This window comes from Listeria grandensis (genome assembly GCF_014322885.1).
Taxonomy (GTDB): Bacteria; Bacillota; Bacilli; order Lactobacillales; family Listeriaceae; genus Listeria_A; species Listeria_A grandensis.
This window is the reverse complement of the sequence record NZ_JAASUG010000002.1, coordinates 422,750-447,057: the sequence shown is the minus strand read 5'-3', so window position 1 is coordinate 447,057 and position 24,308 is coordinate 422,750. Positions and strand designations below refer to the sequence as shown.

The 24,308-nt window shown below is 43.9% G+C and carries 25 protein-coding genes and 1 riboswitch; of the genes, 24 read left to right on the top strand and 1 reads right to left on the bottom strand.

Going from position 1 to position 24,308, the window contains the following annotated elements:
* Positions 1 to 63: 63 nt before the first annotated feature.
* Positions 64 to 190, top strand: a riboswitch (FMN riboswitch).
* Positions 191 to 436: 246 nt separating this feature from the next.
* Positions 437 to 1,045: an ECF transporter S component gene (locus tag HCJ54_RS04730; protein WP_036064353.1), complete on the top strand. Its 609-nt coding sequence runs from the start codon at positions 437 to 439 to the stop codon at positions 1,043 to 1,045.
* Between the two features lie 11 nt (positions 1,046 to 1,056).
* Here HCJ54_RS04730 and HCJ54_RS04725 read toward each other — a convergent pair whose 3' ends face one another.
* Entirely contained in the window at positions 1,057 to 1,308 is a 252-nt protein-coding gene (locus HCJ54_RS04725; protein ID WP_187136805.1) for a ferredoxin, read from the bottom strand.
* A gap of 151 nt (positions 1,309 to 1,459) precedes the next feature.
* Here HCJ54_RS04725 and HCJ54_RS04720 point away from each other — a divergent pair, with 151 nt between their 5' ends.
* The 23 genes from HCJ54_RS04720 to HCJ54_RS04610 all read left to right on the top strand — a co-directional run bounded on the left by HCJ54_RS04720 (position 1,460) and on the right by HCJ54_RS04610 (position 24,295).
* Entirely contained in the window at positions 1,460 to 2,470 is a 1,011-nt protein-coding gene (locus HCJ54_RS04720; protein WP_187136804.1) for a YpbB family protein, read from the top strand.
* Positions 2,461 to 3,861, top strand: a complete 1,401-nt coding sequence (locus HCJ54_RS04715) for a RecQ family ATP-dependent DNA helicase (protein ID WP_187136803.1) — start codon at positions 2,461 to 2,463, stop codon at positions 3,859 to 3,861. Before HCJ54_RS04720 ends, HCJ54_RS04715 begins: the two co-directional genes overlap by 10 nt.
* 9 nt (positions 3,862 to 3,870) lie before the next feature.
* On the top strand, positions 3,871 to 4,464 hold the full coding sequence (locus HCJ54_RS15615) for a CPBP family glutamic-type intramembrane protease (RefSeq protein ID WP_187136802.1): 594 nt from the start codon (positions 3,871 to 3,873) through the stop codon (positions 4,462 to 4,464).
* Positions 4,457 to 5,242 (top strand): LysM peptidoglycan-binding domain-containing protein, encoded by a 786-nt coding sequence (locus HCJ54_RS04705; protein WP_187136801.1) that lies wholly within the window; start codon positions 4,457 to 4,459, stop codon positions 5,240 to 5,242. The genes HCJ54_RS15615 and HCJ54_RS04705 overlap by 8 nt, the downstream gene beginning before the upstream one ends.
* Positions 5,243 to 5,313: 71 nt before the next feature.
* Positions 5,314 to 6,276 carry an asparaginase gene (locus HCJ54_RS04700; RefSeq protein ID WP_185408975.1) on the top strand — a complete coding sequence of 321 codons (963 nt, stop codon included), beginning with the start codon at positions 5,314 to 5,316 and terminating at the stop codon, positions 6,274 to 6,276.
* Between the two features lie 22 nt (positions 6,277 to 6,298).
* The gene (gene cmk, locus HCJ54_RS04695) at positions 6,299 to 6,973 is read left to right on the top strand and encodes a (d)CMP kinase (RefSeq protein ID WP_036064361.1); all 675 of its coding nucleotides are present in this window, start codon (positions 6,299 to 6,301) and stop codon (positions 6,971 to 6,973) included.
* Between the two features lie 275 nt (positions 6,974 to 7,248).
* On the top strand, positions 7,249 to 8,397 hold the full coding sequence (rpsA, locus tag HCJ54_RS04690; protein ID WP_036064364.1) for a 30S ribosomal protein S1: 1,149 nt from the start codon (positions 7,249 to 7,251) through the stop codon (positions 8,395 to 8,397).
* A 172-nt stretch (positions 8,398 to 8,569) separates the two neighbouring features.
* Entirely contained in the window at positions 8,570 to 9,880 is a 1,311-nt protein-coding gene (gene der / locus HCJ54_RS04685; protein ID WP_181675195.1) for a ribosome biogenesis GTPase Der, read from the top strand.
* 15 nt (positions 9,881 to 9,895) lie between these two features.
* Complete coding sequence (locus HCJ54_RS04680; RefSeq protein ID WP_187136800.1) at positions 9,896 to 10,915, top strand: NAD(P)H-dependent glycerol-3-phosphate dehydrogenase; 1,020 nt, start codon at positions 9,896 to 9,898, stop codon at positions 10,913 to 10,915.
* Between the two features lie 101 nt (positions 10,916 to 11,016).
* Positions 11,017 to 12,000: a tyrosine-protein phosphatase gene (locus HCJ54_RS04675; protein ID WP_425324791.1), complete on the top strand. Its 984-nt coding sequence runs from the start codon at positions 11,017 to 11,019 to the stop codon at positions 11,998 to 12,000.
* A gap of 410 nt (positions 12,001 to 12,410) precedes the next feature.
* Positions 12,411 to 12,686 (top strand): HU family DNA-binding protein, encoded by a 276-nt coding sequence (locus HCJ54_RS04670; RefSeq protein ID WP_003720260.1) that lies wholly within the window; start codon positions 12,411 to 12,413, stop codon positions 12,684 to 12,686.
* A 330-nt stretch (positions 12,687 to 13,016) separates the two neighbouring features.
* Complete coding sequence (gene folE, locus HCJ54_RS04665) at positions 13,017 to 13,583, top strand: GTP cyclohydrolase I FolE (protein WP_036064370.1); 567 nt, start codon at positions 13,017 to 13,019, stop codon at positions 13,581 to 13,583.
* 77 nt (positions 13,584 to 13,660) lie between these two features.
* Complete coding sequence (locus HCJ54_RS04660) at positions 13,661 to 14,437, top strand: heptaprenyl diphosphate synthase component 1 (protein WP_187136799.1); 777 nt, start codon at positions 13,661 to 13,663, stop codon at positions 14,435 to 14,437.
* On the top strand, positions 14,437 to 15,156 hold the full coding sequence (locus HCJ54_RS04655; protein ID WP_185408969.1) for a demethylmenaquinone methyltransferase: 720 nt from the start codon (positions 14,437 to 14,439) through the stop codon (positions 15,154 to 15,156). The genes HCJ54_RS04660 and HCJ54_RS04655 overlap by 1 nt, the downstream gene beginning before the upstream one ends.
* A gap of 9 nt (positions 15,157 to 15,165) precedes the next feature.
* Entirely contained in the window at positions 15,166 to 16,131 is a 966-nt protein-coding gene (hepT, locus tag HCJ54_RS04650) for a heptaprenyl diphosphate synthase component II (RefSeq protein WP_187136798.1), read from the top strand.
* Positions 16,132 to 16,142: 11 nt separating this feature from the next.
* Positions 16,143 to 16,586: a nucleoside-diphosphate kinase gene (gene ndk / locus HCJ54_RS04645; protein WP_187136797.1), complete on the top strand. Its 444-nt coding sequence runs from the start codon at positions 16,143 to 16,145 to the stop codon at positions 16,584 to 16,586.
* Positions 16,587 to 16,746: 160 nt separating this feature from the next.
* Entirely contained in the window at positions 16,747 to 17,913 is a 1,167-nt protein-coding gene (gene aroC, locus HCJ54_RS04640; RefSeq protein ID WP_036064380.1) for a chorismate synthase, read from the top strand.
* Positions 17,914 to 17,915: 2 nt separating this feature from the next.
* Positions 17,916 to 19,007, top strand: coding sequence for a 3-dehydroquinate synthase (aroB, locus tag HCJ54_RS04635; protein WP_187136849.1), 1,092 nt, complete (start codon positions 17,916 to 17,918; stop codon positions 19,005 to 19,007).
* Positions 19,007 to 19,369, top strand: a complete 363-nt coding sequence (gene aroH, locus HCJ54_RS04630; RefSeq protein WP_342354444.1) for a chorismate mutase — start codon at positions 19,007 to 19,009, stop codon at positions 19,367 to 19,369. Before aroB ends, aroH begins: the two co-directional genes overlap by 1 nt.
* 15 nt (positions 19,370 to 19,384) lie before the next feature.
* Positions 19,385 to 20,470, top strand: a complete 1,086-nt coding sequence (hisC, locus tag HCJ54_RS04625) for a histidinol-phosphate transaminase (protein WP_187136795.1) — start codon at positions 19,385 to 19,387, stop codon at positions 20,468 to 20,470.
* A gap of 12 nt (positions 20,471 to 20,482) precedes the next feature.
* On the top strand, positions 20,483 to 21,583 hold the full coding sequence (locus HCJ54_RS04620) for a prephenate dehydrogenase (protein WP_187136794.1): 1,101 nt from the start codon (positions 20,483 to 20,485) through the stop codon (positions 21,581 to 21,583).
* A gap of 12 nt (positions 21,584 to 21,595) precedes the next feature.
* On the top strand, positions 21,596 to 22,870 hold the full coding sequence (gene aroA, locus HCJ54_RS04615; RefSeq protein ID WP_187136793.1) for a 3-phosphoshikimate 1-carboxyvinyltransferase: 1,275 nt from the start codon (positions 21,596 to 21,598) through the stop codon (positions 22,868 to 22,870).
* Positions 22,871 to 23,044: 174 nt separating this feature from the next.
* Entirely contained in the window at positions 23,045 to 24,295 is a 1,251-nt protein-coding gene (locus HCJ54_RS04610) for a tetratricopeptide repeat protein (protein WP_187136792.1), read from the top strand.
* The last annotated feature ends 13 nt before the right edge of the window (positions 24,296 to 24,308 follow it).

Below are 24,308 nucleotides of genomic sequence, written 5' to 3'. Positions count from 1 at the left end.
TTTCTAGACTTTACAGCAAAGAAAAGCTTATGATACAATGAGGCTGTAACACAATAAAATATAGTTCATCTTCGGGGCAGGGTGTAATTCCCGACCGGTGGTTAAAGTCCACGAACTGTTTCTTTTTTGAGATGGTTGATTTGGTGTAATTCCAAAACCGACAGTATAGTCTGGATGGGAGGAGATGTTGGTTCGCTTATTGTTTAGCGCACCTACTTGAAAAATTGGCTAGTAATGGTCTATTTGGATTGGGCGTTTTTGGCAACTGTTTTTTCAGTGGCTTACTGGGTCTTATTTGAATGTACCATGCTTGTTTGGATTTTCACATACCATCCCTCGAATTATTTTCACGAGGGATTTTTTTCGTTGTAGCGTTGCATGAATAGAGGGGAAACCGCAGATTCTTAGGATGAACATCTAAGGAGAAGTGATTTTGATGAAGAAGTATTCTTTAAAGGCGTTTGTAAGTATTGCAGTATTGGGAGCGGTGGCATTTGTCATCATGTTAATCCAGTTTCCGCTATTGCCAAGTGCACCATTCTTAAAGTTGGATTTCAGTGATATTCCTGCTATTATCGGTGGCTTATTATTTGGACCGCTCGCGATTATTTTGATTGAATTTGTGAAGAATGTGTTGGAGTATTTAGTAACAGGAAGTTTTGTTGGGGTACCAATCGGAGAACTTGCGAACTTCTTATCGGGTATTTGTTTTGTGTTACCGATTTACTACGTATTTCGTTATACGCGTTCCACGAAAGCGATGATTTTAGCTGTAGGCCTTGGAACGGTGACGATGACGGTAATGATGTCCCTGTTTAATTACTTTATCTTATTGCCATTTTATATCACAGTCGGCGGTTTACCAGCAGGAACGAACATTGCGACGCTTGTGACAACAGCGATTGTACCGTTTAACTTATTAAAAGGAATCATCGTTGGGGCGGTATTCATTCTTGTTTACGGCAGAATGAGAGCATGGATTTTGAAGAATACGATTGTTAAATTGAAAGTGAGCAAAGATAAAAAGCATCACGGCGTTGTGTAATGCTTGGATAATTAGTGATGCTCATATTTTAGCGGGTCGCCTTGAAAGGGGTGATCCGCTATTTTTATGGATAGGGATGGACAAGCCTGTTCTGCATCAAGTGCATCGTTTTCGAATGGTGCAGGGATGGGCGTATTGCCGCTATTTTGGTCGAGCATGCTGTAGGCTAAACCTTCGTCATTGTAGTCAAATAGGTCGGGAGCATGAACGGAGCAGGCGCCGCAAGCGATACAGGTTGTTTGATCAACGATGGTATATTTCATGAAATTTGGATACCTCCTTGTATTCTTTCTAGTACCTATTATAAAGGAGCTTGGAATATTGTCCAGTTAGCGAATTTATTTCCACATTTCTATCGCCGAACAAATGTTTTCGTGTTAAAATAAATAAAAAGCATGGAAAAGAGGTGGGCGGATGGACACGTTAGATCAATATATACTGAGTGTGATAGCTTCTTTTCCGCTGAAACGAAAACCTGCTTTTCTTTTTGCGATTGTGACGGGGAAAAGGACGGGGCAGGCGGTTCAGGATGCGCATCTGTTTGAAGTGACACCGCTTTTCGGGTGTTTACCAACACTTAGGCAGCGGAGTTTTGATGCGAGATTGGCGGGGCTGCAAGAGTTGGGCTGGATCGAAGTGACGGAGGACGGGATTGCTTTGGTACCTGGTATAGTGTCCCCTTTTCAGACGCAATTTCCGTACATAGACGGCTTTTTATATCAAAATCGGACGAATCGTTTTTTTGAACGTTTGCTGTTGGCGATACAGGTTTTTAGTAATTTTAAGCATGAACGGAAGCATTATTTGCCAATTGTTCGGGATGAGGAGACGCAGTTAGCGGTGAAGTATTGGTTAGCTACTCACTTAGCGGAGCGGTCAAAAGAGGTTGCTCGTGTGGATCTTTTCTCAGAGCTTGAACGATGGTTGATGGATGCTGATGCTTCTTTGTTTGTACCACGCTTTTCGGGTGGCGATTATATCGGAAAAACAGCGCTTCAAGTGGCAGAGCTGACTGGAAGGGAGCCGTGGAACTATTATTTTGCTTGGTTGAACGGCTTGCATCAGTTGTTTGGGAGATTGGATCAGGGGTTTCCACTTTTGGCGGGCTTGATGCCGAGTGCGGAAGAGGGACTGACGACATCAGCTAGGAAGACATTGCAATTGGCGGAACAAGGCATTCCATTTGATAAAATGATGACAGTTCGGCATTTAAAATGGAGCACGATTCAGGATCATATCGTAGAAATGGCAGCAACGATTCCGGCATTTGATATTTCTGAATGGGTCGATGAAGCTACAGTTTTGCGAATAGGTGCACAAGGGTGGCAGTCATTAAAAGAAATCAAGCAGGCTTTTCCCGAACTCGATTATTTTCAAATTCGGTTGGCTTTGATTGCAAAAAGGAGTGGCGCGACATGCAGTTAGAAGAGCAGTTAGAGCGGTTTTTAGGATTTAGCGCATTTCGGGCAGGACAGCGTGAGGTGGTGTCGCACGTGCTTGACGGTAATGATTGCTTTGCGATGTTGCCGACGGGGACTGGGAAAACGGTTTGCTATCAATTATCTGGTTATTTATTGAAGGGGGCTGTACTGATTGTATCACCGCTACTTTCCTTGATGCAAGACCAAGTGGAGCGGATGCGGGCAAACGGGGAAAAGCGTGTGATTGCGCTGAATAGCTTTTTAAGTTTGCCGGAAAAGCAGCAAGCGCTCGGAAATTTGGGTCAATATAAATTCATTTTTGTATCACCGGAAATGTTAGCCAATCAACGAATCAGGGCGGCGATTGCAAGCCTTACAATCGGTCTGTTTGTCGTCGATGAGGCGCACTGTATTTCGCAATGGGGGCATGATTTTAGACCGGATTACTTGGAGCTCGGCGCCGTTAGGGAACAACTTGGCTCACCGGCTACACTTGTTTTGACAGCGACAGCAACAAAAAAAGTGAGGATGGATATCAAAACGCAACTTCGCCTCACGGATTGTGTGGATGTGATTCATTCTGTGGATCGGCCGAATATCGCGATGCACGTGCAAAAAGTCGAGACGCGGCTCGAAAAACAGGAGCAACTTTTGCGGCTAACGGGGATGCTTCGAGGGCCGGGGATTATTTATTTTTCGAGTAAGAAGTTGGCGGAGCGTTATGCTTATGAGATCGCGGAACAGCATGGATTACGTACGGCGTTTTACCACGGAGATATGAGTGGGGAGGACCGGGTGACCATTCAACAGCAGTTTATCCAGAATCAGTTGCATCTTATTTGTGCGACGAGTGCTTTTGGAATGGGGATCGATAAAGGGGACATTCGTTATGTGATTCACTTTCATATGCCGGGAGACTTGGAGGCGTATTTGCAGGAGATTGGTCGGGCAGGGCGTGATGGGAAGCCGAGCGTCGCGATTTTGCTTTATGCAGACGGGGACGAAGCAATTCAGTTGCAATTGCAAGATCGTGATTTGCCTGAAGAAGAGTTGGTGCATTTAAGCCCAGCTTTGACGGAGCAATTGCCAGTGACGGAGCGCCGTTTTTTAGAATTTTATAGGGAGCTTGGATTTACACCGAATCAGATCAAAGAAAAAATCCAGTTTCGGAAGCGATGGAAACGAGAAAATCTTTACACTTTCTTGAATTTTATGAAAGGAATTACGTGTCGACGTCAGTTTGTTCGGCATTATTTTGAGGAGACGACGCGTTTTTCGAGTCCTGTGAATTGTTGTGACATTTGTGGGATGGAGGTTTCTGATTTTTATGGTGATAATGAAGTGATAGAAGAGCAACAAGATTGGCAAAAATACATCGCGTATTTATTGAAATGAGGGAAATATGTGGCAAATACAGTAGACAAAATGCGGAATATGTCGAAAAAAGAAATAACACGTGTTTTTTTACTCCAAAATGGGTTGTTAATTGTGCTCGGAATTGGTATTATTTTTATCAGTACTGGTATTTTTGTTTGGGCGCAGGAATTGAGTTATGATTTACGGGTAATCTTTTTTGCGGTGTTGCTTGCTTGTTTTTGGGCGGGACTCAATATTGGCCTAGATCGCTTGCTTCCCAAACGATTGACGGATGACGGTGGAATGAATCTGCTCATTTTTAAGGATCGGAGACCACTGGACATTCTTGGACTATGTATTTTGATTGGAATCACAGAGGAGTTCATTTTCCGCGGGATTATTCAATTTTATTTTGGCTTCTGGGCAAGTGTCATTTTATTTGTACTTGTGCATTTTCGCTATTTAAATAAAGTATATCTGTTGTTCAATGTTACAATAACTAGTATAATTATTGCAGGACTATTTCAATTTAGTAATCAAAACTTAATGGCTGTGATAATATTTCATATCTTGTTCAATTTTATTGGGGCATTGGATATGAAGATGAGATATCAGGACGAAGGAGGGGTCGCGCATGGTTAAGAAAGAAGACAAGAACATGGGTAAAGAGGACGATCAAGAGTTGAAACAAATAGGTGAAGAGTACGACGATGATTATATTGATTCCATTCCATCACGCTCCCAAAGCAGACGCGCTAACAAATCAAAGAAAGCTATTTTTCGCTATCCAATATTGAATTTATTAATTATCTTCTTTTTATTGATTCCGATCGTGTGTTTAGGTGTGTATTTGTTCGTCCTAAACTTTGGGCCAAACAAGGATGATACGGTGACAACGGAAAATGCACAAACGACATCGGCGAAACCGAAAGAGGTCAATATTTCAAGCAATGAAGAGAAAGTAAAGGAAGCGAAGGAAAAAGCAGCGGCTGATAAGAAAGCGAAAGAAGAAGCAGCGGCTAAAGCCAAAGAAGAGGAAGCAAAGAAAGCAACAACCACGAAAGAACAAGCCGAAGCGAAGCAAAAAGAAGAAGCCGCTCAGAAGGAAGCTGCCAAAAAAGCGGAACAAGAGCGCCTAGCGGCAGCGAGAGCAGAAGAAACACGCAAACAACAAGAAGAGGCCAATGCGAAAAAAGCAGAGCAAGATCGTATTGCGGCCGAAGCGAAGAAGAAGGAAGAAGAGGCAGCCAAAGCAGCGAAATCTTCGCACACAGTTGTGGCTGGAGATACGCTTTATAAGATTGCGCGTCAAGCTTATGGCAACAGCAACGTCGCTGCCAATGTCGCTAAGATTAAGCAAGCGAATGGAATAACGAACGATAATGTGCCAATTGGAACGGTGCTCACGATTCCACAATAAACAAAATAAGAAGAATCGAGAATGACACGATATCGTTTTTCTCGATTTTTTTCTGGGAAGCAGGTGTTTTTTTGGCAAAAGTAGCTTTGATTACAACGGGAGGAACGATCGCAAGTACGAAAACGGAGTCGGGGAGATTGGCGTCGGGAGAACTCTCGGGTCAGGAATTAGCTGCACTATGTGAATTGCCGGCGGAGATCCAGATTGATATTTTCTCGACATTTCAGTTGCCGTCGATGCACATTACGTTTCAAGATTTGTTGTCGCTGAAGGATTTGGTAGTGCAAATTTTTGAGGATGATACATATGATGGGGTCGTAGTAACACATGGAACGGATTCGTTGGAGGAGACCGCGTACTTTCTTGATCTGGCGATTAGTGATGCAAGGCCAGTTGTAGTGACAGGGTCGCAACGGGCGCCTGGCGAGGCTGGAACGGACGCGTATATTAATATTCGGCACGCCATCTATACGGCAAGTGTGGAGGAACTTCGCAACACAGGGACGGTGGTTGTTTTTAATGAACGTATTTTTGCGGCGCGATACGTCAAAAAAGTACATGCTTCCAACATTCAAGGATTCAGCGCCTTTGGCTTTGGTTATTTAGGCATCATCGACAACGATCAAGTCTTTTTATATCAAAAGCCTGTAGAGCATGAGTCATATCCGATCAGACGTGCGATGCCTTCGATCTATATTGTGAAATGTTACTTGGAAGCGGATGGGTTATTTATTGATGCGGCGCGTGAAGCTGGGGCAGATGGCATTGTTTTAGAAGGTGTAGGTCGTGGCCAAGTAGCGCCGCGGATGATGCCTGCAATTGAACGTGCTTTAGCTGCGGGGATTCCGATTGTTATTTCCACAAGCGCAGAAGAAGGCAATGTTTACACAACCTATGATTACGAAGGTAGCACATATGACCTTTACAAAAAAGGTGTCATTCTTGGAAAAGACTACGATAGCAAAAAAGCACGCATGAAATTGGCCGTTTTAATTGCTGCGGAAGAAGAGATTTGCCAAACCAATTTCAGATAAGATAAAGGAGTCGAATGAGAAAATGAGTAACAAGATTTGTATCGCGATTGACGGTCCTGCCGCTGCAGGAAAAAGCACGGTGGCAAAAATTGTCGCGAAAGAATTACAGTATATTTACCTTGATACAGGAGCGATGTACCGTGCAGTAACCTATGCCGCGCTACTTCAAAAACTTCCGCTCGGGGACGCCGTGGCGCTTGGCCATATGCTAGCTGAAACCGCGATTCGTTTTGAACCTGGAGAGGTGCAACAAGTGTTCGTCGGTACAGAAAATGTGACCGATGTGATCCGCTCATTGGAAGTAACAGCTAACGTATCAGAGGTTGCGGCCCACCCGGTTGTCCGTGAAGAATTACAAAAACGACAACAAGTATTCGCCAAAGAAGGCGGTATCGTAATGGATGGTCGTGACATTGGTACCGCGGTTTTACCAAACGCAGAACTAAAAATATTTTTACTCGCAAGTGTAGATGAGCGTGCCGAACGCCGTTATAAAGAAAATATATCAAAAGGGTTTCCAAGCAATCTAGAACAGCTGAAAAAGGAAATTGAGGAGCGCGATCACCTAGACTACACAAGAGAACATTCGCCTTTGCAAAAAGCAGCAGATGCCATTGAGCTCGATACAACATCGATGACCATTGCCGAAGTAGCGACCGCGATTTATGATTTAGCGCAAACAAAAATCAAGCATTAAGTCTATACAATAATCATAAAAATCTATACTTGCGAATTATTTTTTTGATCGTTTAAAAAAAGTCATCAAAAACAACTTAAAAAACTTGACAAATGAGCGCATTTGTAGGAAGTTAGTAGAGAGAGAATTTATCTCGTCACTAGGATTTTTTTAACCTTATTAGATTGAAGTCGTATTCATGCTTATTTTGGCGCGGTGAGCGCTTTCTTTTCTTGGAACAGTCAATCTTAGGAAGATCCTAGCTTACGATAAACGTTTTTAGAGGAGGGCTATACATGTCTGAAGAATTGAATGATGTAGAAGTTAGAAATTTTGAAGAAGGCGACAAAGTCACTGGTACTGTTACTAGTGTAGAGGATAAACAGGTGTATGTTGGTATCCCTGATTCCAAATTAGATGGTGTTGTCCCAATCAGTGAATTATCTAATGTTCATATTGAGCAAGCATCTGATGTTGCGAGTGTTGGTGATACACTTGATTTAATCGTTTTGAAAGTAGAAGATGACGTACTTGTATTATCTAAACGTAAAATAGACGCGCTTCAATCCGTAGATGATATCAAAGCAAAATTTGAATCCGGAGAAGTATTTGAAGCAGTCGTTAACGATGTTGTAAAAGGCGGTCTAGTGGTTGATTTAGGCGTGCGTGCATTCGTGCCAGCATCGCTTGTAGAAGACCATTTCGTAGAAGACTTTGCATCGTATAAAGATCAAACATTGACGTTCAAAGTAGTGGAATTTGAGCCAGAGAACAATCGCGTGATTTTATCTCACCGCGCTGTTGTCGAGGCAGAGAAATCCGGCAAGAAGCAAGAACGCTTAAATGAAATCAAAGAAGGTGACGTTGTGGAAGGTACAGTACAACGCCTAACGAGCTTCGGTGCATTTGTGGATATGAATGGTATTGATGGTTTGGTTCACATTTCCCAAATCTCGTATCAACATATCGCAGCGCCATCCGATGTTTTAGAAGAAGGTCAATCCGTGAAGGTAAAAGTTATCGGTGTAGACCCGGCGAATGAGCGTATTTCTTTATCCATTAAAGCGACACAACCAGGCCCTTGGGATGATATCTCAGAAAAAGCGCCAGTCGGTTCCGTTTTAAAAGGAAAAGTAGCACGACTTGTTACATTTGGTGCTTTTGTTGAAATCTTCCCTGGTGTGGAAGGACTTGTTCACATTTCGCAAATTTCTCACCAACATATCGGTACACCACAAGAAGTTCTAAAAGAAGGTCAAGAGATCGAAGTGAAAGTACTCGACGTCAACGAAGCAGACAAACGCTTGTCGCTTAGCATTAAAGAGCTAACAGAAGCGCCTGCGGAAGTAACCGATTATGAGCTGCCAGAAGAAAACACTGGTTTCCAACTAGGTGACTTAATTGGTGACAAACTAAAAAATCTAAAAACGACCGACGATAAATAAGCGAATCATTATCAAACTTTTTTATCCGCCAGAGCGGGAAGCCAATACCACGTATTGTTTACGTGTTACTGGCTCCCCGTTTTTTATTTGTGAAATTTAAGTTGATACTGGATGCGTTTACTGTTAAACTAAAGAAAGTCTTAAGTAATTTAAAGAAAAAGAAGGTGAAATAATGGTTAAACCAGTAGTAGCAATTGTCGGTCGTCCGAACGTCGGCAAATCCACTATTTTCAACCGCATCGTTGGCGAACGTGTCTCGATTGTGGAGGATATTCCAGGTGTCACACGGGACCGGATTTATAATTCGGCTGATTGGCTTGGACGTGATTTTAATATTATAGATACAGGTGGAATCGATTTAGGAGATGAGCCATTTTTAGCGCAAATTAAAGCGCAGGCAGAAATCGCGATCGATGAAGCAGATGTCATTATTTTTATTACAAATGGTCGTGAAGGTGTCACGGATGCTGATGAGCAAGTGGCCAAAATTTTGTATCGGTCAAAAAAACCGATTGTTTTAGCGATTAATAAAGTCGATAATCCAGAAATGCGCGATCAAATCTATGATTTCTATTCCTTAGGATTTGGCGAACCGTTTCCTATTTCAGGATCTCATGGTTTAGGGCTAGGTGATTTATTGGATGAAGTATTCAAGAAGTTCCCAGAGCTTGATGAAGAAGAATACGATGAAAATGTCATCAAATTCTCTCTTATTGGTCGTCCAAATGTCGGGAAATCATCTATTTTGAACGCTCTTTTAGGCGAGCAACGAGTGATTGTCTCTGATGTTGCTGGAACGACGCGTGATGCGATTGATACCCCGTATGAATTTGAGGGACAAGAATACGTCATGATCGATACAGCGGGTATGCGTAAACGTGGGAAAGTCTATGAATCCACGGAGAAATATAGTGTTTTACGTGCGATGCGAGCGATTGAACGAAGCGACGTTGTTTTAGTCGTGCTAAATGCCGAAGAAGGAATTCGCGAGCAAGATAAACGAATTGCAGGCTATGCACACGAAGCAGGACGCGGTATTTTGGTCGTTGTCAACAAATGGGATGCAATTGAAAAAGACGAGAAGACGATGAACGCGTTTATTCAGGATATTCGTGAACAGTTCTTATTCTTATCTTACGCACCGATTGTTTTCGTGTCGGCGGTAACGAAACAACGCCTGACGAACCTATTCCCAATGATTAATGATATCAGCAATAACCATTCCTTGCGCGTGCAATCCAGTCTCTTAAACGATGTTATCATGGATGCTGTGGCGATGAACCCATCACCAATGGATAAAGGTAAGCGTCTGAAGATTTATTACACCACGCAGGTTGCAGTAAGACCACCAACGTTTGTAGTCTTTGTCAATGAACCCGAAATGATGCATTTCTCTTACGAACGTTTCTTAGAAAATCGAATTCGCGAAGCCTTCCCGTTTGATGGCACACCAATTCGACTAATCGCAAGACAACGAAAATAAAAGGAGCGAAATTTAATGACGAAAAAACAAAAGATTGCTGTGCTTGGTGCTGGCAGTTGGGGCACAGGTTTAGCCTTAGTTTTGATCGAGAATGGGCATGATGTTGTTATTTGGGGAAATCACGCCGAAGTGGTTGATGAGCTAAACACGACGCACACCAATCAACATTATCTTCCTGATATGACGCTTTCGCCAAAAATGCGGGCAACGCTTGTATTGGAGGAAGCTTTAGAAGGCGCACAGATGGTCGTTATCGCGATTCCAACAAGTGCTATGAGGATTGTTTGCAGTCAATTAAATAAGGCCTTAAAAGAGCCCACATTGCTCGTACACGTAAGTAAAGGTATCGAGCCAGATACAAATTTGCGTATGACACAAGTGATTGAAGAAGAAATCATGCCTGAGAAACGTTCTGCGCTCGTCGTTCTTTCTGGGCCGAGTCACGCCGAGGAAGTTGTACGTCACCATCCAACAACGCTTTGTGCGAGTTCTAAAGATTTGAAAGCAGCAGAAATCGTTCAGGATGCCTTTTTAAATAATAATTTACGCATTTATACGAACGAAGACGTTATCGGTGCAGAAATCGGCGGTGCTTTGAAAAATATTATCGCACTAGGCGCAGGTATTACAGATGGGCTTGGCTATGGTGATAATGCCAAAGCGGCGCTTATGACGCGTGGTATGGCGGAAATTACACGACTGGGTGTTACTGCTGGTGCTGATCCGCAAACGTTTTACGGGCTTACGGGTATTGGTGATTTAATCGTCACGTGTACGAGTGTCCATTCACGGAATTGGCGTGCAGGAAATATGCTAGGTAAAGGTGAAAGCCTAGAGCGTGTGCTTGAAAATATGGGAATGGTTGTTGAAGGTGTGCGTACGGCAAAAGCTGTTCACCAATGGGCACAAAAGCTTCAGATCGACATGCCAATTACCGAAGCAATCTATCAAGTATTATTTGAAAAAGAAGATCCTAAGGTTGCCGTAGACCGCCTTATGGGTCGCGACCGCAAACTAGAAAAAGAAGAATATTGAATAGCAAACCTTTTATGGGCCTCTTGCTCATGGAAGGTTTTATTTTTGTTTTGTGCTAAGATAGAGGTGTGGAATGATACAATTTGGAGGGACAAATGATGATACAAACAGAAAGAACAGGAAATCAGTTGGCGCTAACGTGGGCATTGGATGATATTCCAGCAGGTTCTGTCATCTATCAGAGCCATTCGTTACAACCGAGCGCATCCAAAAAACAATTATTAACCGTGACAAAAGAAAACAAGCTACTCTTAGTCACGGAAGATCTTCCCGTGTTTTTCACGATACAAAAACCGGATGGAACGAGCGACGTGATTGGGGAACGGATTATTCCGCTCAAAGGATGCTTTAATTTTCGCGATTTAGGAGGCTACACAAATACTGCAGGAAAAACGGTGAAATGGGGGCAACTCTATCGCTCTTCCTTGCTCACCAATCTGACATCTGCGGATAAAAACGCGCTTGAAAACATGGGAATTAAGTGGATTTGCGATTTGCGCAGTACATCTGAGATTGCGGCAAAACCGACACCAAGCATACCTGCCACCGAAAATCGTCACATTCCAATTGGTACCGCAAAAAATGAACCAGAAGAATCTCAAAAGATGGACTTCCCAGATGATCATCGTGTATATGAACCGTTGATGGGAGAAAGCTATCGTGTCTTTGTTCGCTCAAAAGACGGTTTTCGTGAAATTTTAGAGGATATCATCGATCGTGCGGAACTCCCGTTTCTATTTCATTGCACGGCGGGAAAAGACCGTACAGGCGTTTTAGGGGCACTTTTATTAAAACTACTAGATGTTCCAGAAGAAACGATTTTAGCGGATTACGAGCTTACAAACCAGTACGCCGACGCGATATTAGGAGAAATGGCTGGTCTTGTGGAAGCATTTTCGGGTAGCAAGCAAGAAATCAAACTGGAGAATTTCCGACCGATGGCAGAAGCGAAGCCGGCTTATTTAGAGATTGCGTTTGACGAAATGAAAAAAGAATATGGTTCTGTAGATGCCTATTTAGAAAAAGGAATTGGAATCACCGCTACAAAAAAGGCGAAATTTCAATCTATGATGTTAGAAGGATAATAGTAGTTGAAACCTAGAGTTGTCAGGCAAAAGCGCTGATTTTTGCTCGTTTTTTAAGGAATTTGAACTATTTTTCCTATTTGGTGTGTTTTTACTTGCTATTATAGGTCTCTCGCGTTAGTATTATGCTTAACAGCTTGATACTATCACGTTTCCAGAACTAGGACTAGAAGTATTCAAGAAAATCTTTTTTGTAAAAAACAAGGCTTTTTGCTTCTAAATCCTTGCAGTTGTAAGGATAATGTGATAATCTTTTATCAGAATCACTGAAACGGCATTAAAATGCCATTCCAGCCGAAATTCTTCTTAGAATTTCCATACAAGTTTAGCTTATTTTGGAAAATGGATAATACAAGTGTTAAGGAAGACCTGCTCATTTGGTATTATTCTCTTAAGGAGGTGAAAAAACAATGGCAAACAAAACTGATTTAGTAAATAGCGTAGCAGAACTTGCAGATCTTTCTAAAAAAGACGCTGCTAAAGCTGTAGAAGCTGTTTTTGAAACTATCCAAACTTCTTTATCTAAAGGTGAAAAAGTTCAATTAATCGGATTTGGTAACTTTGAAGTTCGTGAGCGTGCTGCCCGTAAAGGACGCAACCCACGTACAAAGGAAGAGATTGACATTCCTGCAAGCAAAGTTCCTGCATTCAAACCAGGTAAGGCGCTTAAAGAAGCTGTTAAATAATTACATACACTTTTTAAGCACAAAAAGAGGAGTTCCCCGGAATTCCTTTTTTTGTCGTCTCAAAACAAGTTAACTATTTCACAAGTTAACCTCTCCAATGAAGGGCTAAAGGGAGACGCTACGTTTCTATGGTTATGCGAGAAATGACACGCAACTATACTTGTGTAATAGAGCCGGAAAGCCCGCTAAACTTGCAGAATGCGAACGCTCGCCGCCAATTTATCCGTCGCAGCGACAAGACTATGAGTGATTAACGTTTACCTCGTTTACTTGCTATGTTAAAATAACGAGGTAGATAACGACGGGTTTGTAAAGGGGATTATAATTATAATGGAGCAAATAGATAAACAGAAAATTGCAGATGCAGTAAAGGTTATATTGGAAGCAGTTGGGGAGAATCCTGAACGCGAGGGGCTCCTTGATACACCAATGCGTGTGGCGAGAATGTACGAAGAAGTATTTTCAGGATTGAAAAAAGATCCTTCGATACATTTTGATACTGTTTTTGAGGAACAGCACGAGGAGCTTGTATTAGTAAAAGACATTCGATTCTCATCCATGTGTGAGCATCATTTAGTACCATTTTTTGGTGTGGCACACGTGGCTTATTTACCGCAGAATGGTCGGGTTGCTGGTCTTAGCAAGTTGGCGCGTGTGGTGGATGACGTGAGTAAGCGTCCGCAACTGCAGGAGCGTATTACAACGACGGTTGCTGAGATCATGATGGACAAATTAAAACCGTTGGGCGTCATGGTTATTGTGGAAGCAGAGCATATGTGTATGACGATTCGTGGTGTGAATAAACCAGGTGCGAAGACGGTGACAAGTGCTGTTCGTGGTGCTTTTCGCAATGATGATAAATTGCGTAGTGAGGTTATGTCGTTAATTAAGAATTAGATGGGCTAGCGGTTTTTATAGCTGTTATGGTATAATTTAGAGCACAAGATAAACGAGATTTGAAGGGGATTTTGTAAATGAGTTATCAGGGTGGCGTAGCGCAGTTGAAACAAGTAGAGGCCCTTGTTTTGGATCGGACAGCTTATCGTTTTCTAGGCGATAATTTTGATGGGCCAAAGGTGGATAGGGATCAAATGTTATGGCTACATGAGGCGATCAAGGGATCGGATTTAGAAGACGAGGTGGCACATCAAGTAATCAGTGCAACGCTGTATGTTATCTTAGCTCATGATACGCATGACTTGATTGATGAACCGAAGGACCATTTGCAAAAAACATCGCAGGAAAGACAGCTGACTGTTCTTGCTGGAGACTTTTACAGTAGTCTGTATTACCGGACGTTGTCGGAGTTTGAAATGATTGATCTTTTGGCGGCTTTGCAGCGTGGTGTGCAGGAAACCAATGAGGCGAAAGTGAATCTTTATCAGTTGCATATCACGGGTGATGAAGATTATTTGGCGCACTTGGTGATGTCAAAGGCTGCGATTTTTGCGAAGTTTGCGACCTATTTTGGATGTGAGGGGGCCTTCGTTCATGTTGCCACACACACGATTTTGCTGACATATCTTTTAAGAGAGCGCGGGAATTTTCAGGTGAGTGGGGAATCACTTTTTAAAACAGCTTACGAACATGGCTATATGGCGCTGAATGCACAGGCTGATTTCAAGGCGTGGTTGGAGGATTTGATTGTGACTGTGAAGGGTGAAATAAAGGCAAATATGGTCGGGCTAGTGATTTCTGAAATGGCAGAGAAACGCTTGCAAGAACTACTCGGACAGGTGGAGGAGAAATGATGGATAGGATAGAAACGAAAGAAGAAAAAGTGCACAGTGTATTTGAAAAAATTTCTCCTAGCTATGACCGGATGAACAGTTTGATTAGTTTCCACCTACATGAAAAATGGCGTGCAAAAACGATGGAGTTCATGCGTGTAAAGCAAGGCACGAAGGCGCTTGATGTGTGTTGTGGTACAGCTGATTGGACGCTCATGATGGCGGATGCGGTCGGTGAGACAGGTTCTGTTATCGGACTTGATTTTAGTGAGAATATGTTGGCAGTTGGGCAGGAGAAAGTGCTGGAATCGCCGTTTTCGAATATTACGCTGATGCACGGAAATGCGATGGTATTGCCGTTTGCGGATAGTTCCTTTGATTATGTGACGATCGGCTTTGGTTTGCGCAATGTACCAGATTATATGACCGTGTTACGCGAGATGCATCGCGTCTTAAAGCCAGGCGGATTATTGACTTGCCTGGATACTTCGACACCGACGATTCCAGGATATAACCAACTGTTTTTCTTTTATTTCCGCCATATGATGCCGTTAATGGGCAAATTATTTGCGAAAAGTTATGAAGAGTATGCTTGGCTAGAAGAATCGACACGAGCATTTCCTGGAATGAAAAAGTTAGCAGATATGTTTCAAGAAGCTGGATTTGACCATGTTCGCTACGTTCCACATAGTGGTGGAGCAAGTGCGACGCATTTTGGGTACAAAAAGAAAGAACAATAGGTGGGGCAGATGAAACTTAATTTTCTATATTCTAATATTCAGGCGGATGTAGCGGCGATTGAGGACGAGTTGCAAGTAGCTGTAGCATCCGAGCAGGCACCGCTGATTGAGGAGGCTGCACGACAACTTTTAGCTGCTGGGGGCAAGCGAATTAGACCGATTTTTGTTTGTTTAACAGCGCGCCTCGGTCAGTTTCAGTGGAATCAAGTAGAGCAAGCGGCTGTAGCGGTTGAATTAATACATATGGCGTCGATTGTGCATGATGATGTGGTAGATGATGCGGATGTAAGGCGTGGTCGACCGACGATTAAGTCAAAATGGGGAAACCATGTTGCGATGTATACGGGAGATTTTTTGTTTGCGAAATCGTTGGAATACATGACCAAAATCGCGGACCCAGAAGCGCATCGTGTACTTTCCAAAGTAACCGTGGAACTCGCAGTTGGGGAGATCGAGCAACTACGGGCCAAATACGATTTTAATCAAAATGTGCGAACCTATCTGCGGCGAATTAAGCGTAAGACGGCACTTTTGATTGCGGCTAGTTGTCAATTGGGCGGTATCGTGGCGCAACTGGATCCGAAACTACACAGGAAGCTTTTCTTATTTGGTTATTATGTTGGCATGTCATTTCAAATAACGGATGATATTTTAGATTTTACAGGGTCGGAGAAATCGCTCGGTAAGCCGGCTGGGGAGGATTTACGCCAGGGTAATATTACCTTGCCAGTCTTTTTCGCGATGGAGGATGAGGCTTTGAAGTCGCGTTTACATCAAATCACAGAAGAGACGCAAAGAGCAGAGATGCAGGCATTTATTGTAGCGGTGAGGGCATCAGGTGCTATTGAGAAGTCGGAAATAATTGCAGAAAGCTATTTGCAAAAAGCGGTCGCTATTCTAGACGAGTTTCCGCCAGCAAAAGAACTCAAGCCATTAAAGCAAATCGTGCAATTTTTGGACAAGCGAAAATACTAGGAGGTAGAGGCATGGAAAGAACGTATGTGATGGTAAAACCGGATGGTGTCGCGCGCGGGTTAATCGGTGAGATCGTGTCGCGCTTGGAGAAAAAAGGATTGACACTCGTTGGCGCAAAGCTGATGCGAATCGATGAAGCATTGGCAACACAGCATTATGCAGAACATGTCGGTAAGGCTTTTTTTCCAGATTTGTTGGCTTTTATTACATCGGGTCCAGTATTTGCCATGGTTTGGGAAGGTGACGAAGCGGTTGCGATGGCGCGTTTAATGATGGGGAAAACGAACCCTTTAGAGGCTGAACAAGGAACAATTCGCGGAGACTTTGCGGTACATATGAATCGGAATGTGATTCATGGTTCGGATTCAGTCGAAAGTGCCAAACGTGAAATAGGGCTATTTTTTAATGATGCAGAGCTACTATCATATGAGAAGGCCATCGATGTGTGGTTATAAATTGGATAAGGAATAGGCTAGCACATGGGAAATTCTCGTGTGCTTTCGTTTTCCCTGTTTACGCAACGGAGGAATTATGATATGATATTACACATATACTTTAAAGCGCTAAACTATTTTGAGTTATAATATAAAAAAGCATAGAGAGGAAGGAAAGAAAATGAGATATTTAACGGCGGGAGAATCGCATGGTCCAGGACTTACGACAATTATTGAGGGCTTACCAGCAGGGATGCCTCTTTTAGCGGAGGATATTAATAAAGAATTAACAAGACGTCAAGGTGGGCACGGACGGGGAGCACGAATGCGGATTGAAACGGATCGCGCGCAAATTTCTGCGGGGATTCGTCATGGAAAAACGATGGGATCGCCTGTTGCGATTTTTGTCGAAAATAAAGATTGGAAAAAATGGGAAACGGTGATGAGTATTGAACCAGTTCCAGCGGAGAAAGAAGCGTCGCGTAAAGTGTCGCGTCCACGCCCAGGCCATGCGGATTTGGTTGGTGGAATGAAATATGGGCATCGTGATATGCGAAATGTGTTGGAGCGTTCTTCAGCACGTGAAACAACGGTGCGTGTAGCTGCTGGTGCGATTGCGAAGAAGCTGTTACTTGAACTTGGAATCGAAGTTGCAGGACATGTGCTGGAAATTGGCGGCATACGTGCAGAGTTGACGCGAGATTATTCCATTAAGGAGATCCAAGAGATTTCCGAAGCGTCTTCGGTGCGTTGTTTGGATACGGCTAAAGAAGAGGAAATGAAGCAAAAAATCGATGACGCGAAGAAAAACGGTGACACAATTGGTGGTATAGTCGAAGTCGTGGTTGGCGGTGTGCCGGCTGGACTTGGAAGCTACGTGCAGTGGGATCGGAAACTGGATGCCAAAATTGCACAGGCGATCGTGAGTATCAATGCATTTAAAGGTGCGGAGTTCGGTGTGGGCTTTGAGGCGGCACGCAAACCGGGCAGTGAAGTTATGGATGAGATTCTGTGGTCGGAAGAAGACGGCTATACGAGACGTACGAACAATCTTGGTGGCTTTGAAGGCGGTATGACAAATGGAATGCCGATCGTGGTTCGCGGTGTCATGAAGCCAATTCCGACACTTTATAAGCCGCTTCAAAGTGTAGACATTGATTCGAAGGAAGTCTTTAATGCGAGCGTGGAGCGTTCTGATAGTTGCGCGGTTCCTGCGGCAAGCGTTGTGGCAGAAGCCGTTGTGGCATGGGAAGTAGCGCAAGCAGTGTTAGACAAATTTGATAGCGATCGTTTTGATGTGCTTCGGGCGCATGTGGAAGAGCATCGCGCAATGACGAAGGAGTTTTAATGATGGCAGAAATCACTGTAACGACGAAGGATAAAGTATACCCAGTCTATATTAGCCAAAATGCGTTATATGAGCAGGCGGAGCATCTACTCGCTGAACTTGGCCGATTTTCGAAAGTGTTTGTGATGACGGATGAAAATGTGGCGAAATCGCATATGGAAAAAATCGATGAGCTACTAGCGCCTCTTCCGAATGTGTCGTACTATGTGACGCCTGCCGGTGAAGTTGCTAAGACGTTTGCAGTATATGAAGATGCGATGACAAAAGCGATTCAAGTTGGTTTGGATCGCAAGTCGGTGTTGCTTGCTTTTGGCGGAGGTGTGATTGGTGACCTTGGTGGGTTTGTTGCCGCCACATATATGCGAGGCATCGCGTTTTATCAAATCCCAACGACAGTTTTGGCGCATGATAGTGCAGTCGGAGGAAAAGTAGCGATTAATCATCCGCTCGGCAAAAATATGGTGGGGAATTTTTATCAACCAGAAGCAGTGATTTATGATACGTCTTTACTCGGTACGCTTTCTGAGCGTGAAATGCGCTCGGGTTTCGCAGAGTTGGTGAAGCATGCGCTGATTCAAGACCCTGCTTTACTCGTGGAATTAATGGCAACATACCAAGTGCCAATGGATCTGTATCGCGTAGATTTAACGCCTTATTTGGCACGTGGCATCGAGATAAAAGCAGCGATCGTATCACAAGATGAGACAGAGCAAGGTGTGCGTGCGTTTCTTAATTTTGGACATACGATGGGGCACGCCATTGAAGCATACGGTGAGTTTGGCAAATGGCTTCACGGCGAGTCGATTACATTTGGGATGATTTACGCGCTAGATATGAGTGAACGGTTGCTCGGTCTTACTTTTGATAAAGAGGCGCTGTTAACATGGCTAGCAGGATTGGGGTACGATGTGCAGCTGCCAGTAGGCCTAGACTTCGATGTATTGTTAGAAAATATGAAGCACGATAAAAAAACGGCGTTCAATGAAATTACGATGATCTTGCTTGAAGAAATCGGCAAACCGCAAATTCAAAAAGTATCGGATGATGTGATAGCAGAAACGTTTAGACGACTTAGTCAGGAGGGACAAGCATGATTAGAGGTATTAGAGGAGCAACAACGGTGACGGAAAACACGCCAGAAGCAATTTACCAGGCTTCGGTAGCCCTATTTGAGACGATTGTGACGAAAAACAACGTAACCCCCGAAGCTATTTCATCGGTGCTGGTATCGGTGACGAGTGATATTGATGCGGCATTTCCGGCTAAGCCTATTCGCGAACTTGCAGGTTTCCAATATGTGCCGATCATGGGCGTGACGGAAATTCCGGTTCCAGGTGCGCTTGCGATGTGTATTCGTTTAATGGTGAGCGCCGAGGTCGGCGAAATGGCGCAACAAGATATCGTACATGTTTATTTAGAAGGTGCACGCGTTTTGCGACCAGATTTGGCGGAGTAGAGAGGAGCGGGAACGATGAAATGGAAATCGACATTAACAGGATTGCATTCTTATAAACCCGGCAAGCGGGAAGAGCAAGTCATGGCGGAACTAGGCCTTACAGAAATCACAAAGCTATCTTCGAATGAAAATCCACATGGTGTTTCGAAAAAAGTAGCAACTTATTTGGAGCAAGTGGATGTGAGCCTTGAGATTTATCCGGATGGTTGGGCGTCAGACTTACGGACGCAACTTGCAACGTATCACGGTGTGAAAGAGGAGGAACTTGTTTTTACAAGCGGTGTCGATGAATTAATCGCGCTTTTGTCGCGGACGCTCTTATCTCCGGCAACGAGCACTGTCATGGCAACACCGACATTCCCGCAGTATCGTCAGAATGCGTGTATTGAAGGCGCAGAAGTGCGTGAAATTGAACTAACAGAGAACGGCGACCATGATTTACCATCGATGCTAGCAGCTATTGATGACACAACAAGTATCGTATGGCTTTGCAACCCGAATAATCCAACCGGGAATTACATAGCGCTGAACGAGATTGTTACCTTTTTGCATCAAGTTCCAAAAGATGTGCTTGTTGTGTTGGATGAGGCGTATATCGAGTACGTCGAACCGCAATCAGAGACGCACACAGCGCTGATTTACGAATTTGAAAACCTGATTATCACGCGCACATTTAGCAAAATTTATGGATTAGCAAGCTCGCGTGTCGGGTATGGTATCGCAAACGCTGCGATTATCAGCCAAATCAATATTGTGCGTCCGCCGTTTAATACCACAACAATGGGGCAAAAGTTGGCGCAAATCGCACTAGCTGATCAAGCTTTCATTGAAAAGTGTCGGATAGAGAATGCTGCTGGAAGAAAACAATACGAAACGTTTGCGGCAAAAAATGAAGCTGTTTTTGTATATCCGTCACAAGGAAATTTTGTGCTAGTGGATATTGGTAAGCCGGCTGATGAGGTTTTCGGCTATTTAGAAAAGAACGGCTATATCGTGCGTTCTGGTTCGGCGCTCGGCTTTCCAACGGCAGTCCGGATAACGGTGGGAACGAAAGCTCAGAACGCAGCGGTGATCGCATTGTTACAAGAATTAGTGAAGTAAGGGGTTTTTGAGATGAAAGGAACAGTCGTTATCGTCGGACTTGGTCTGATTGGGGGATCTATCGCACTTTGTATTCGTGCGAGACATCCGCAGGCACATATTATTGGCGTCGATATTTCAGAACAGACGATTTTATCAGGAGATTCGCTTGGTATCATCGATGAAGGAACGACGAATTTAGCGGACGTTGTTGCGCGCGCTGATCTACTCATTTTTTGTTGTCCAGTGCAACAAACAGAACGCTTCTTGGCGGAATTGCCAACCTATCCGCTGAAAAAAGATCTGCTGATTACAGATACGGGAAGTACGAAAATGCGTGTGATGGAGCATGCGACGGCTGTTCAAGAAGCTGGTTATACGTTTATCGGTGGGCATCCGATGGCTGGTTCTCATAAAAGTGGCGTGACGGCGGCGAAATCGTTGTTGTTTGAGAACGCCTATTATTTATTAACGCCAAGCGCTGAGGAAGATCCGAAGCATGTCGCGGCGCTACGATTTTGGCTGGAAGGCACGAATGCTAAGTTTTTAGAGTTATCGGCGCAGGAGCATGACCATATTACAGGTATGCTGAGCCATTTGCCGCATATCGTGGCGGCGGCACTTGTCAACCAGACGAGTGATTTCACGCAAGAGCATCCTGCTGCGTTTCGGTTAGCCGCGGGTGGCTTTCGGGACATAACACGGATTGCCTCTTCTGATCCAACGATGTGGACAGATATTTCGCTTTCCAATAAAGAAACCTTACGTGAATTGCTTGGAAACTGGCGCGATGGCATGAATGAGGCGATTGACATGCTAGAGCGAGAAGATAGCACAGCGATTTATCAATTTTTTGATACAGCAAAAGAGTTTCGCGACTCGTTGCCGGTGCACCAAGAAGGCGCGATTCCGTCTTTCTACGACCTCTTTGTAGACGTTCCCGATTATCCAGGGGTCATTTCAGAAGTTACCGGTTTTCTGGCGCAAGAAGAAATTAGTTTGATCAATATTAAAATTCTAGAAACACGCGAGGACATCATGGGGATTTTGCAGATTACGTTCCAAAATGAAAAAGACCGAGAACGGGCAAAGCGTTGTATCGAGAAATATAGCCATTATCAATGCCATTTTTAAAGGAGGATCACGATGCAGTTAGTGACGAATAAACAAGGATTACATGGGACGATTCGCGTTCCTGGAGATAAATCGATTTCCCACCGAAGCATTATGTTTGGCGCACTCGCAGAAGGGAAAACGACGGTGACCAACTTTTTAAAAGGGGAAGATTGCCTGAGCACGATTGGCGTGTTCCGCGCGCTTGGTGTGTCGATTGAAGAGTCTGAAAACCAAATTGTGGTACATGGAAAAGGTTGGGACGGCTTACAAAAACCAACTGAAAAGCTCGATGTGGGTAATTCTGGGACAACGATTCGCTTGATGTTAGGCATTTTAGCAGGGCGCGCGTTTGAAGCTACCATAGCAGGGGATGCGTCGATTGCTAAACGTCCGATGGGGCGCGTGATGACACCACTTCGCGAAATGGGTGCTGTTTTCGAGGCAAAAGAAGCAAATTTTGCGCCGGTGAAAGTAACCGGTACGACGCTTAAACCTATCGAGTATACGCTTCCTGTTGCGAGTGCCCAAGTAAAGAGTGCTATTATTTTTGCGGCGTTACAAGCAGAAGGCGAAACAACGATTATCGAAAAAGAAAAAACACGCGATCATACCGAGCAGATGATTCGTCAATTTGGTGGCAAGATCGAGGTCGACGATTTAACCATTCGTGTTTCTGGCGGTCAGAAATTTAGCGGACAAACCGTGGTTGTTCCTGGAGATATTTCGTCTGCTGCATTTTTCATCGTTGCCGGTTTGATCGTTCCAAATAGTAAAATTCGTCTGGAAAACGTGGGCATTAATCCAACGCGTACGGGTATTATCGATGTTGTAAAAGCCATGGGCGGAAAAATTACCGTGGAAGAAACGAGCGCGGTTGGTGATGAACCAGCTGGAACGATTACCGTGGAAACGAGCGATCTAACAGGTATCACGATTGGTGGCGATATTATTCCGCGACTTATTGATGAACTTCCTGTAATCGCGTTATTGGCATCCCAAGCAACCGGGCGGACCGTTATTAAAGACGCCGAAGAGTTGAAAGTGAAAGAAACGAATCGCATCGATGCTGTTGTAGCGGAGTTGTCGAAAATGGGCATAGTGCTTGTTGGAACTGAGGACGGCATGATTATCGAAGGACAGCAGAAATTACACGGTGCAACAGTCCAAACATATGGCGATCATCGTATGGGCATGACATTGCAAATTGCGGCGCTCTTAGCGGATTCGGATGTGACGCTTTTAGATGCGGATGCCGTCAAGGTTTCCTATCCAACATTTTTTGAAGATGTTACTTCTTTATATTGAGTGAATGAGGAATGTGTGCAGATTTTGCACATGTTCTTTTTGTATGGGAATTGTTTGATTGGATGGAACTTGCGAGTAAATGAGTGGAGTATGTGAGAAAGACTGTTTGACTTGTTTTGACCTTTCCGTTATAATAAGCCTACGAAATGCGAGTGAGATGTGAGGAGATGGACGATGAAATTTGCAGAGCAGATGTTAGCGGCTTTAGAGCAGGAGAATTTGCCGGAAGCACAGAAATATTTTCAGCAAGCCTTACAAGATGGAACAGATGAGGAGCAATATTGGTTGGCCGAACAGTTGATGCAGCTTGGTTTCTTAGAGGAAGCGGAAGATTTGTATGAACTTTTATTAGCGAAATATAAAGATGAAGGCGAGCTGTTAGTCAGGGCTGCTGAGGTCGCGATTGAAAAAGATGACATAGAGGCTGCGATGGAGTATTTGGAACAGGTTCACACGCAAGATGATGCGTATCCAGAGAGCTTGTTGGTGCTAGCGGACCTGTATCAAATGCAAGGACTTTTCGAAGTGACGGAGGCGAAGCTACAACAGGCGAAATCGTTGTTGCCAAATGAGGCAGTGATCGATTTTGCGCTAGGTGAATTTTACTTGTCTACGGCACGATTTGCTTCGGCAGTACAAAGTTACCAGGCTGTGCTTGACGCGGGTATGACAGAAATCGCAGGTAGTCAAATTTTTGAGCGGATTGCGGAGAGCTTGGCGAGTAGTGGTTCTTTTGAAGAGGCGATGGGTTATTATGAGAAGGCGCTTGCGGAACAAGTCGATGTGAATACGTTATTTGGGCTCGGTTTGACGAGTTTTCAGGCGAAGGATTACACGAAGGCGATTGCGGCTTTAGAGCAGTTGCAGGAACATGATCCTGGTTTTACGACGCTTTACACGTATCTTGCGAAAAGCTATGAGGAAAATGGCGAACCGGAAAAGGCGCTGGATGCCTTGGTGGATGGCTTGAAGCAGGATGAATTTAATAAAGAGCTATTTTTTGAAGCTGGGAAATTGGCGTGGAAAAATGACCGTACACAAGATGCGGAACATTATTTCCGTCAGGCGATTGCGCTTGATCCAGAGTTTATTGAGGCAATTTTAGAAGTGAATAAGATATTGCTGAAGAAAGCGGATTATGAGGGTGTTGTGGAGCTTGTGGCGTCGCTGGAACGAGAAATTGTGACGGAACCGCAAATTTTCTGGGACGTAAGTGTTGCATATCAGGAACTAGATCTCTATAATAAAGCAAAAGAAAACTATGAACTGGCGCATCCCCATTTTGCGGGAAATGCGACGTTCTTGAAAGAATATGGTTTGTTCTTGCGTGAAGATGGCGATGTTGCTAATTCAGAGCAAGTGTTGGCGCAGTATTTGACGATGGAGCCAGGTGATGAAGAAATTTTAAGTTTATTAGGTTATTAATCCCCATTTTGAT

What these genes read in the sequence shown, in the direction of transcription:
- HCJ54_RS04730 (WP_036064353.1), top strand. Translation starts at nt 437, where the DNA reads ATGAAGAAGTATTCTTTAAAGGCGTTTGTAAGTATTGCAGTATTGGGA.
- HCJ54_RS04725 (WP_187136805.1), bottom strand. Translation starts at nt 1,308, where the DNA reads ATGAAATATACCATCGTTGATCAAACAACCTGTATCGCTTGCGGCGCC.
- HCJ54_RS04720 (WP_187136804.1), top strand. Translation starts at nt 1,460, where the DNA reads ATGGACACGTTAGATCAATATATACTGAGTGTGATAGCTTCTTTTCCG.
- HCJ54_RS04715 (WP_187136803.1), top strand. Translation starts at nt 2,461, where the DNA reads ATGCAGTTAGAAGAGCAGTTAGAGCGGTTTTTAGGATTTAGCGCATTT.
- HCJ54_RS04705 (WP_187136801.1), top strand. Translation starts at nt 4,457, where the DNA reads ATGGTTAAGAAAGAAGACAAGAACATGGGTAAAGAGGACGATCAAGAG.
- cmk (WP_036064361.1), top strand. Translation starts at nt 6,299, where the DNA reads ATGAGTAACAAGATTTGTATCGCGATTGACGGTCCTGCCGCTGCAGGA.
- rpsA (WP_036064364.1), top strand. Translation starts at nt 7,249, where the DNA reads ATGTCTGAAGAATTGAATGATGTAGAAGTTAGAAATTTTGAAGAAGGC.
- der (WP_181675195.1), top strand. Translation starts at nt 8,570, where the DNA reads ATGGTTAAACCAGTAGTAGCAATTGTCGGTCGTCCGAACGTCGGCAAA.
- HCJ54_RS04680 (WP_187136800.1), top strand. Translation starts at nt 9,896, where the DNA reads ATGACGAAAAAACAAAAGATTGCTGTGCTTGGTGCTGGCAGTTGGGGC.
- HCJ54_RS04670 (WP_003720260.1), top strand. Translation starts at nt 12,411, where the DNA reads ATGGCAAACAAAACTGATTTAGTAAATAGCGTAGCAGAACTTGCAGAT.
- folE (WP_036064370.1), top strand. Translation starts at nt 13,017, where the DNA reads ATGGAGCAAATAGATAAACAGAAAATTGCAGATGCAGTAAAGGTTATA.
- HCJ54_RS04660 (WP_187136799.1), top strand. Translation starts at nt 13,661, where the DNA reads ATGAGTTATCAGGGTGGCGTAGCGCAGTTGAAACAAGTAGAGGCCCTT.
- HCJ54_RS04655 (WP_185408969.1), top strand. Translation starts at nt 14,437, where the DNA reads ATGGATAGGATAGAAACGAAAGAAGAAAAAGTGCACAGTGTATTTGAA.
- hepT (WP_187136798.1), top strand. Translation starts at nt 15,166, where the DNA reads ATGAAACTTAATTTTCTATATTCTAATATTCAGGCGGATGTAGCGGCG.
- ndk (WP_187136797.1), top strand. Translation starts at nt 16,143, where the DNA reads ATGGAAAGAACGTATGTGATGGTAAAACCGGATGGTGTCGCGCGCGGG.
- aroC (WP_036064380.1), top strand. Translation starts at nt 16,747, where the DNA reads ATGAGATATTTAACGGCGGGAGAATCGCATGGTCCAGGACTTACGACA.
- aroB (WP_187136849.1), top strand. Translation starts at nt 17,916, where the DNA reads ATGGCAGAAATCACTGTAACGACGAAGGATAAAGTATACCCAGTCTAT.
- hisC (WP_187136795.1), top strand. Translation starts at nt 19,385, where the DNA reads ATGAAATGGAAATCGACATTAACAGGATTGCATTCTTATAAACCCGGC.
- HCJ54_RS04620 (WP_187136794.1), top strand. Translation starts at nt 20,483, where the DNA reads ATGAAAGGAACAGTCGTTATCGTCGGACTTGGTCTGATTGGGGGATCT.
- aroA (WP_187136793.1), top strand. Translation starts at nt 21,596, where the DNA reads ATGCAGTTAGTGACGAATAAACAAGGATTACATGGGACGATTCGCGTT.
- HCJ54_RS04610 (WP_187136792.1), top strand. Translation starts at nt 23,045, where the DNA reads ATGAAATTTGCAGAGCAGATGTTAGCGGCTTTAGAGCAGGAGAATTTG.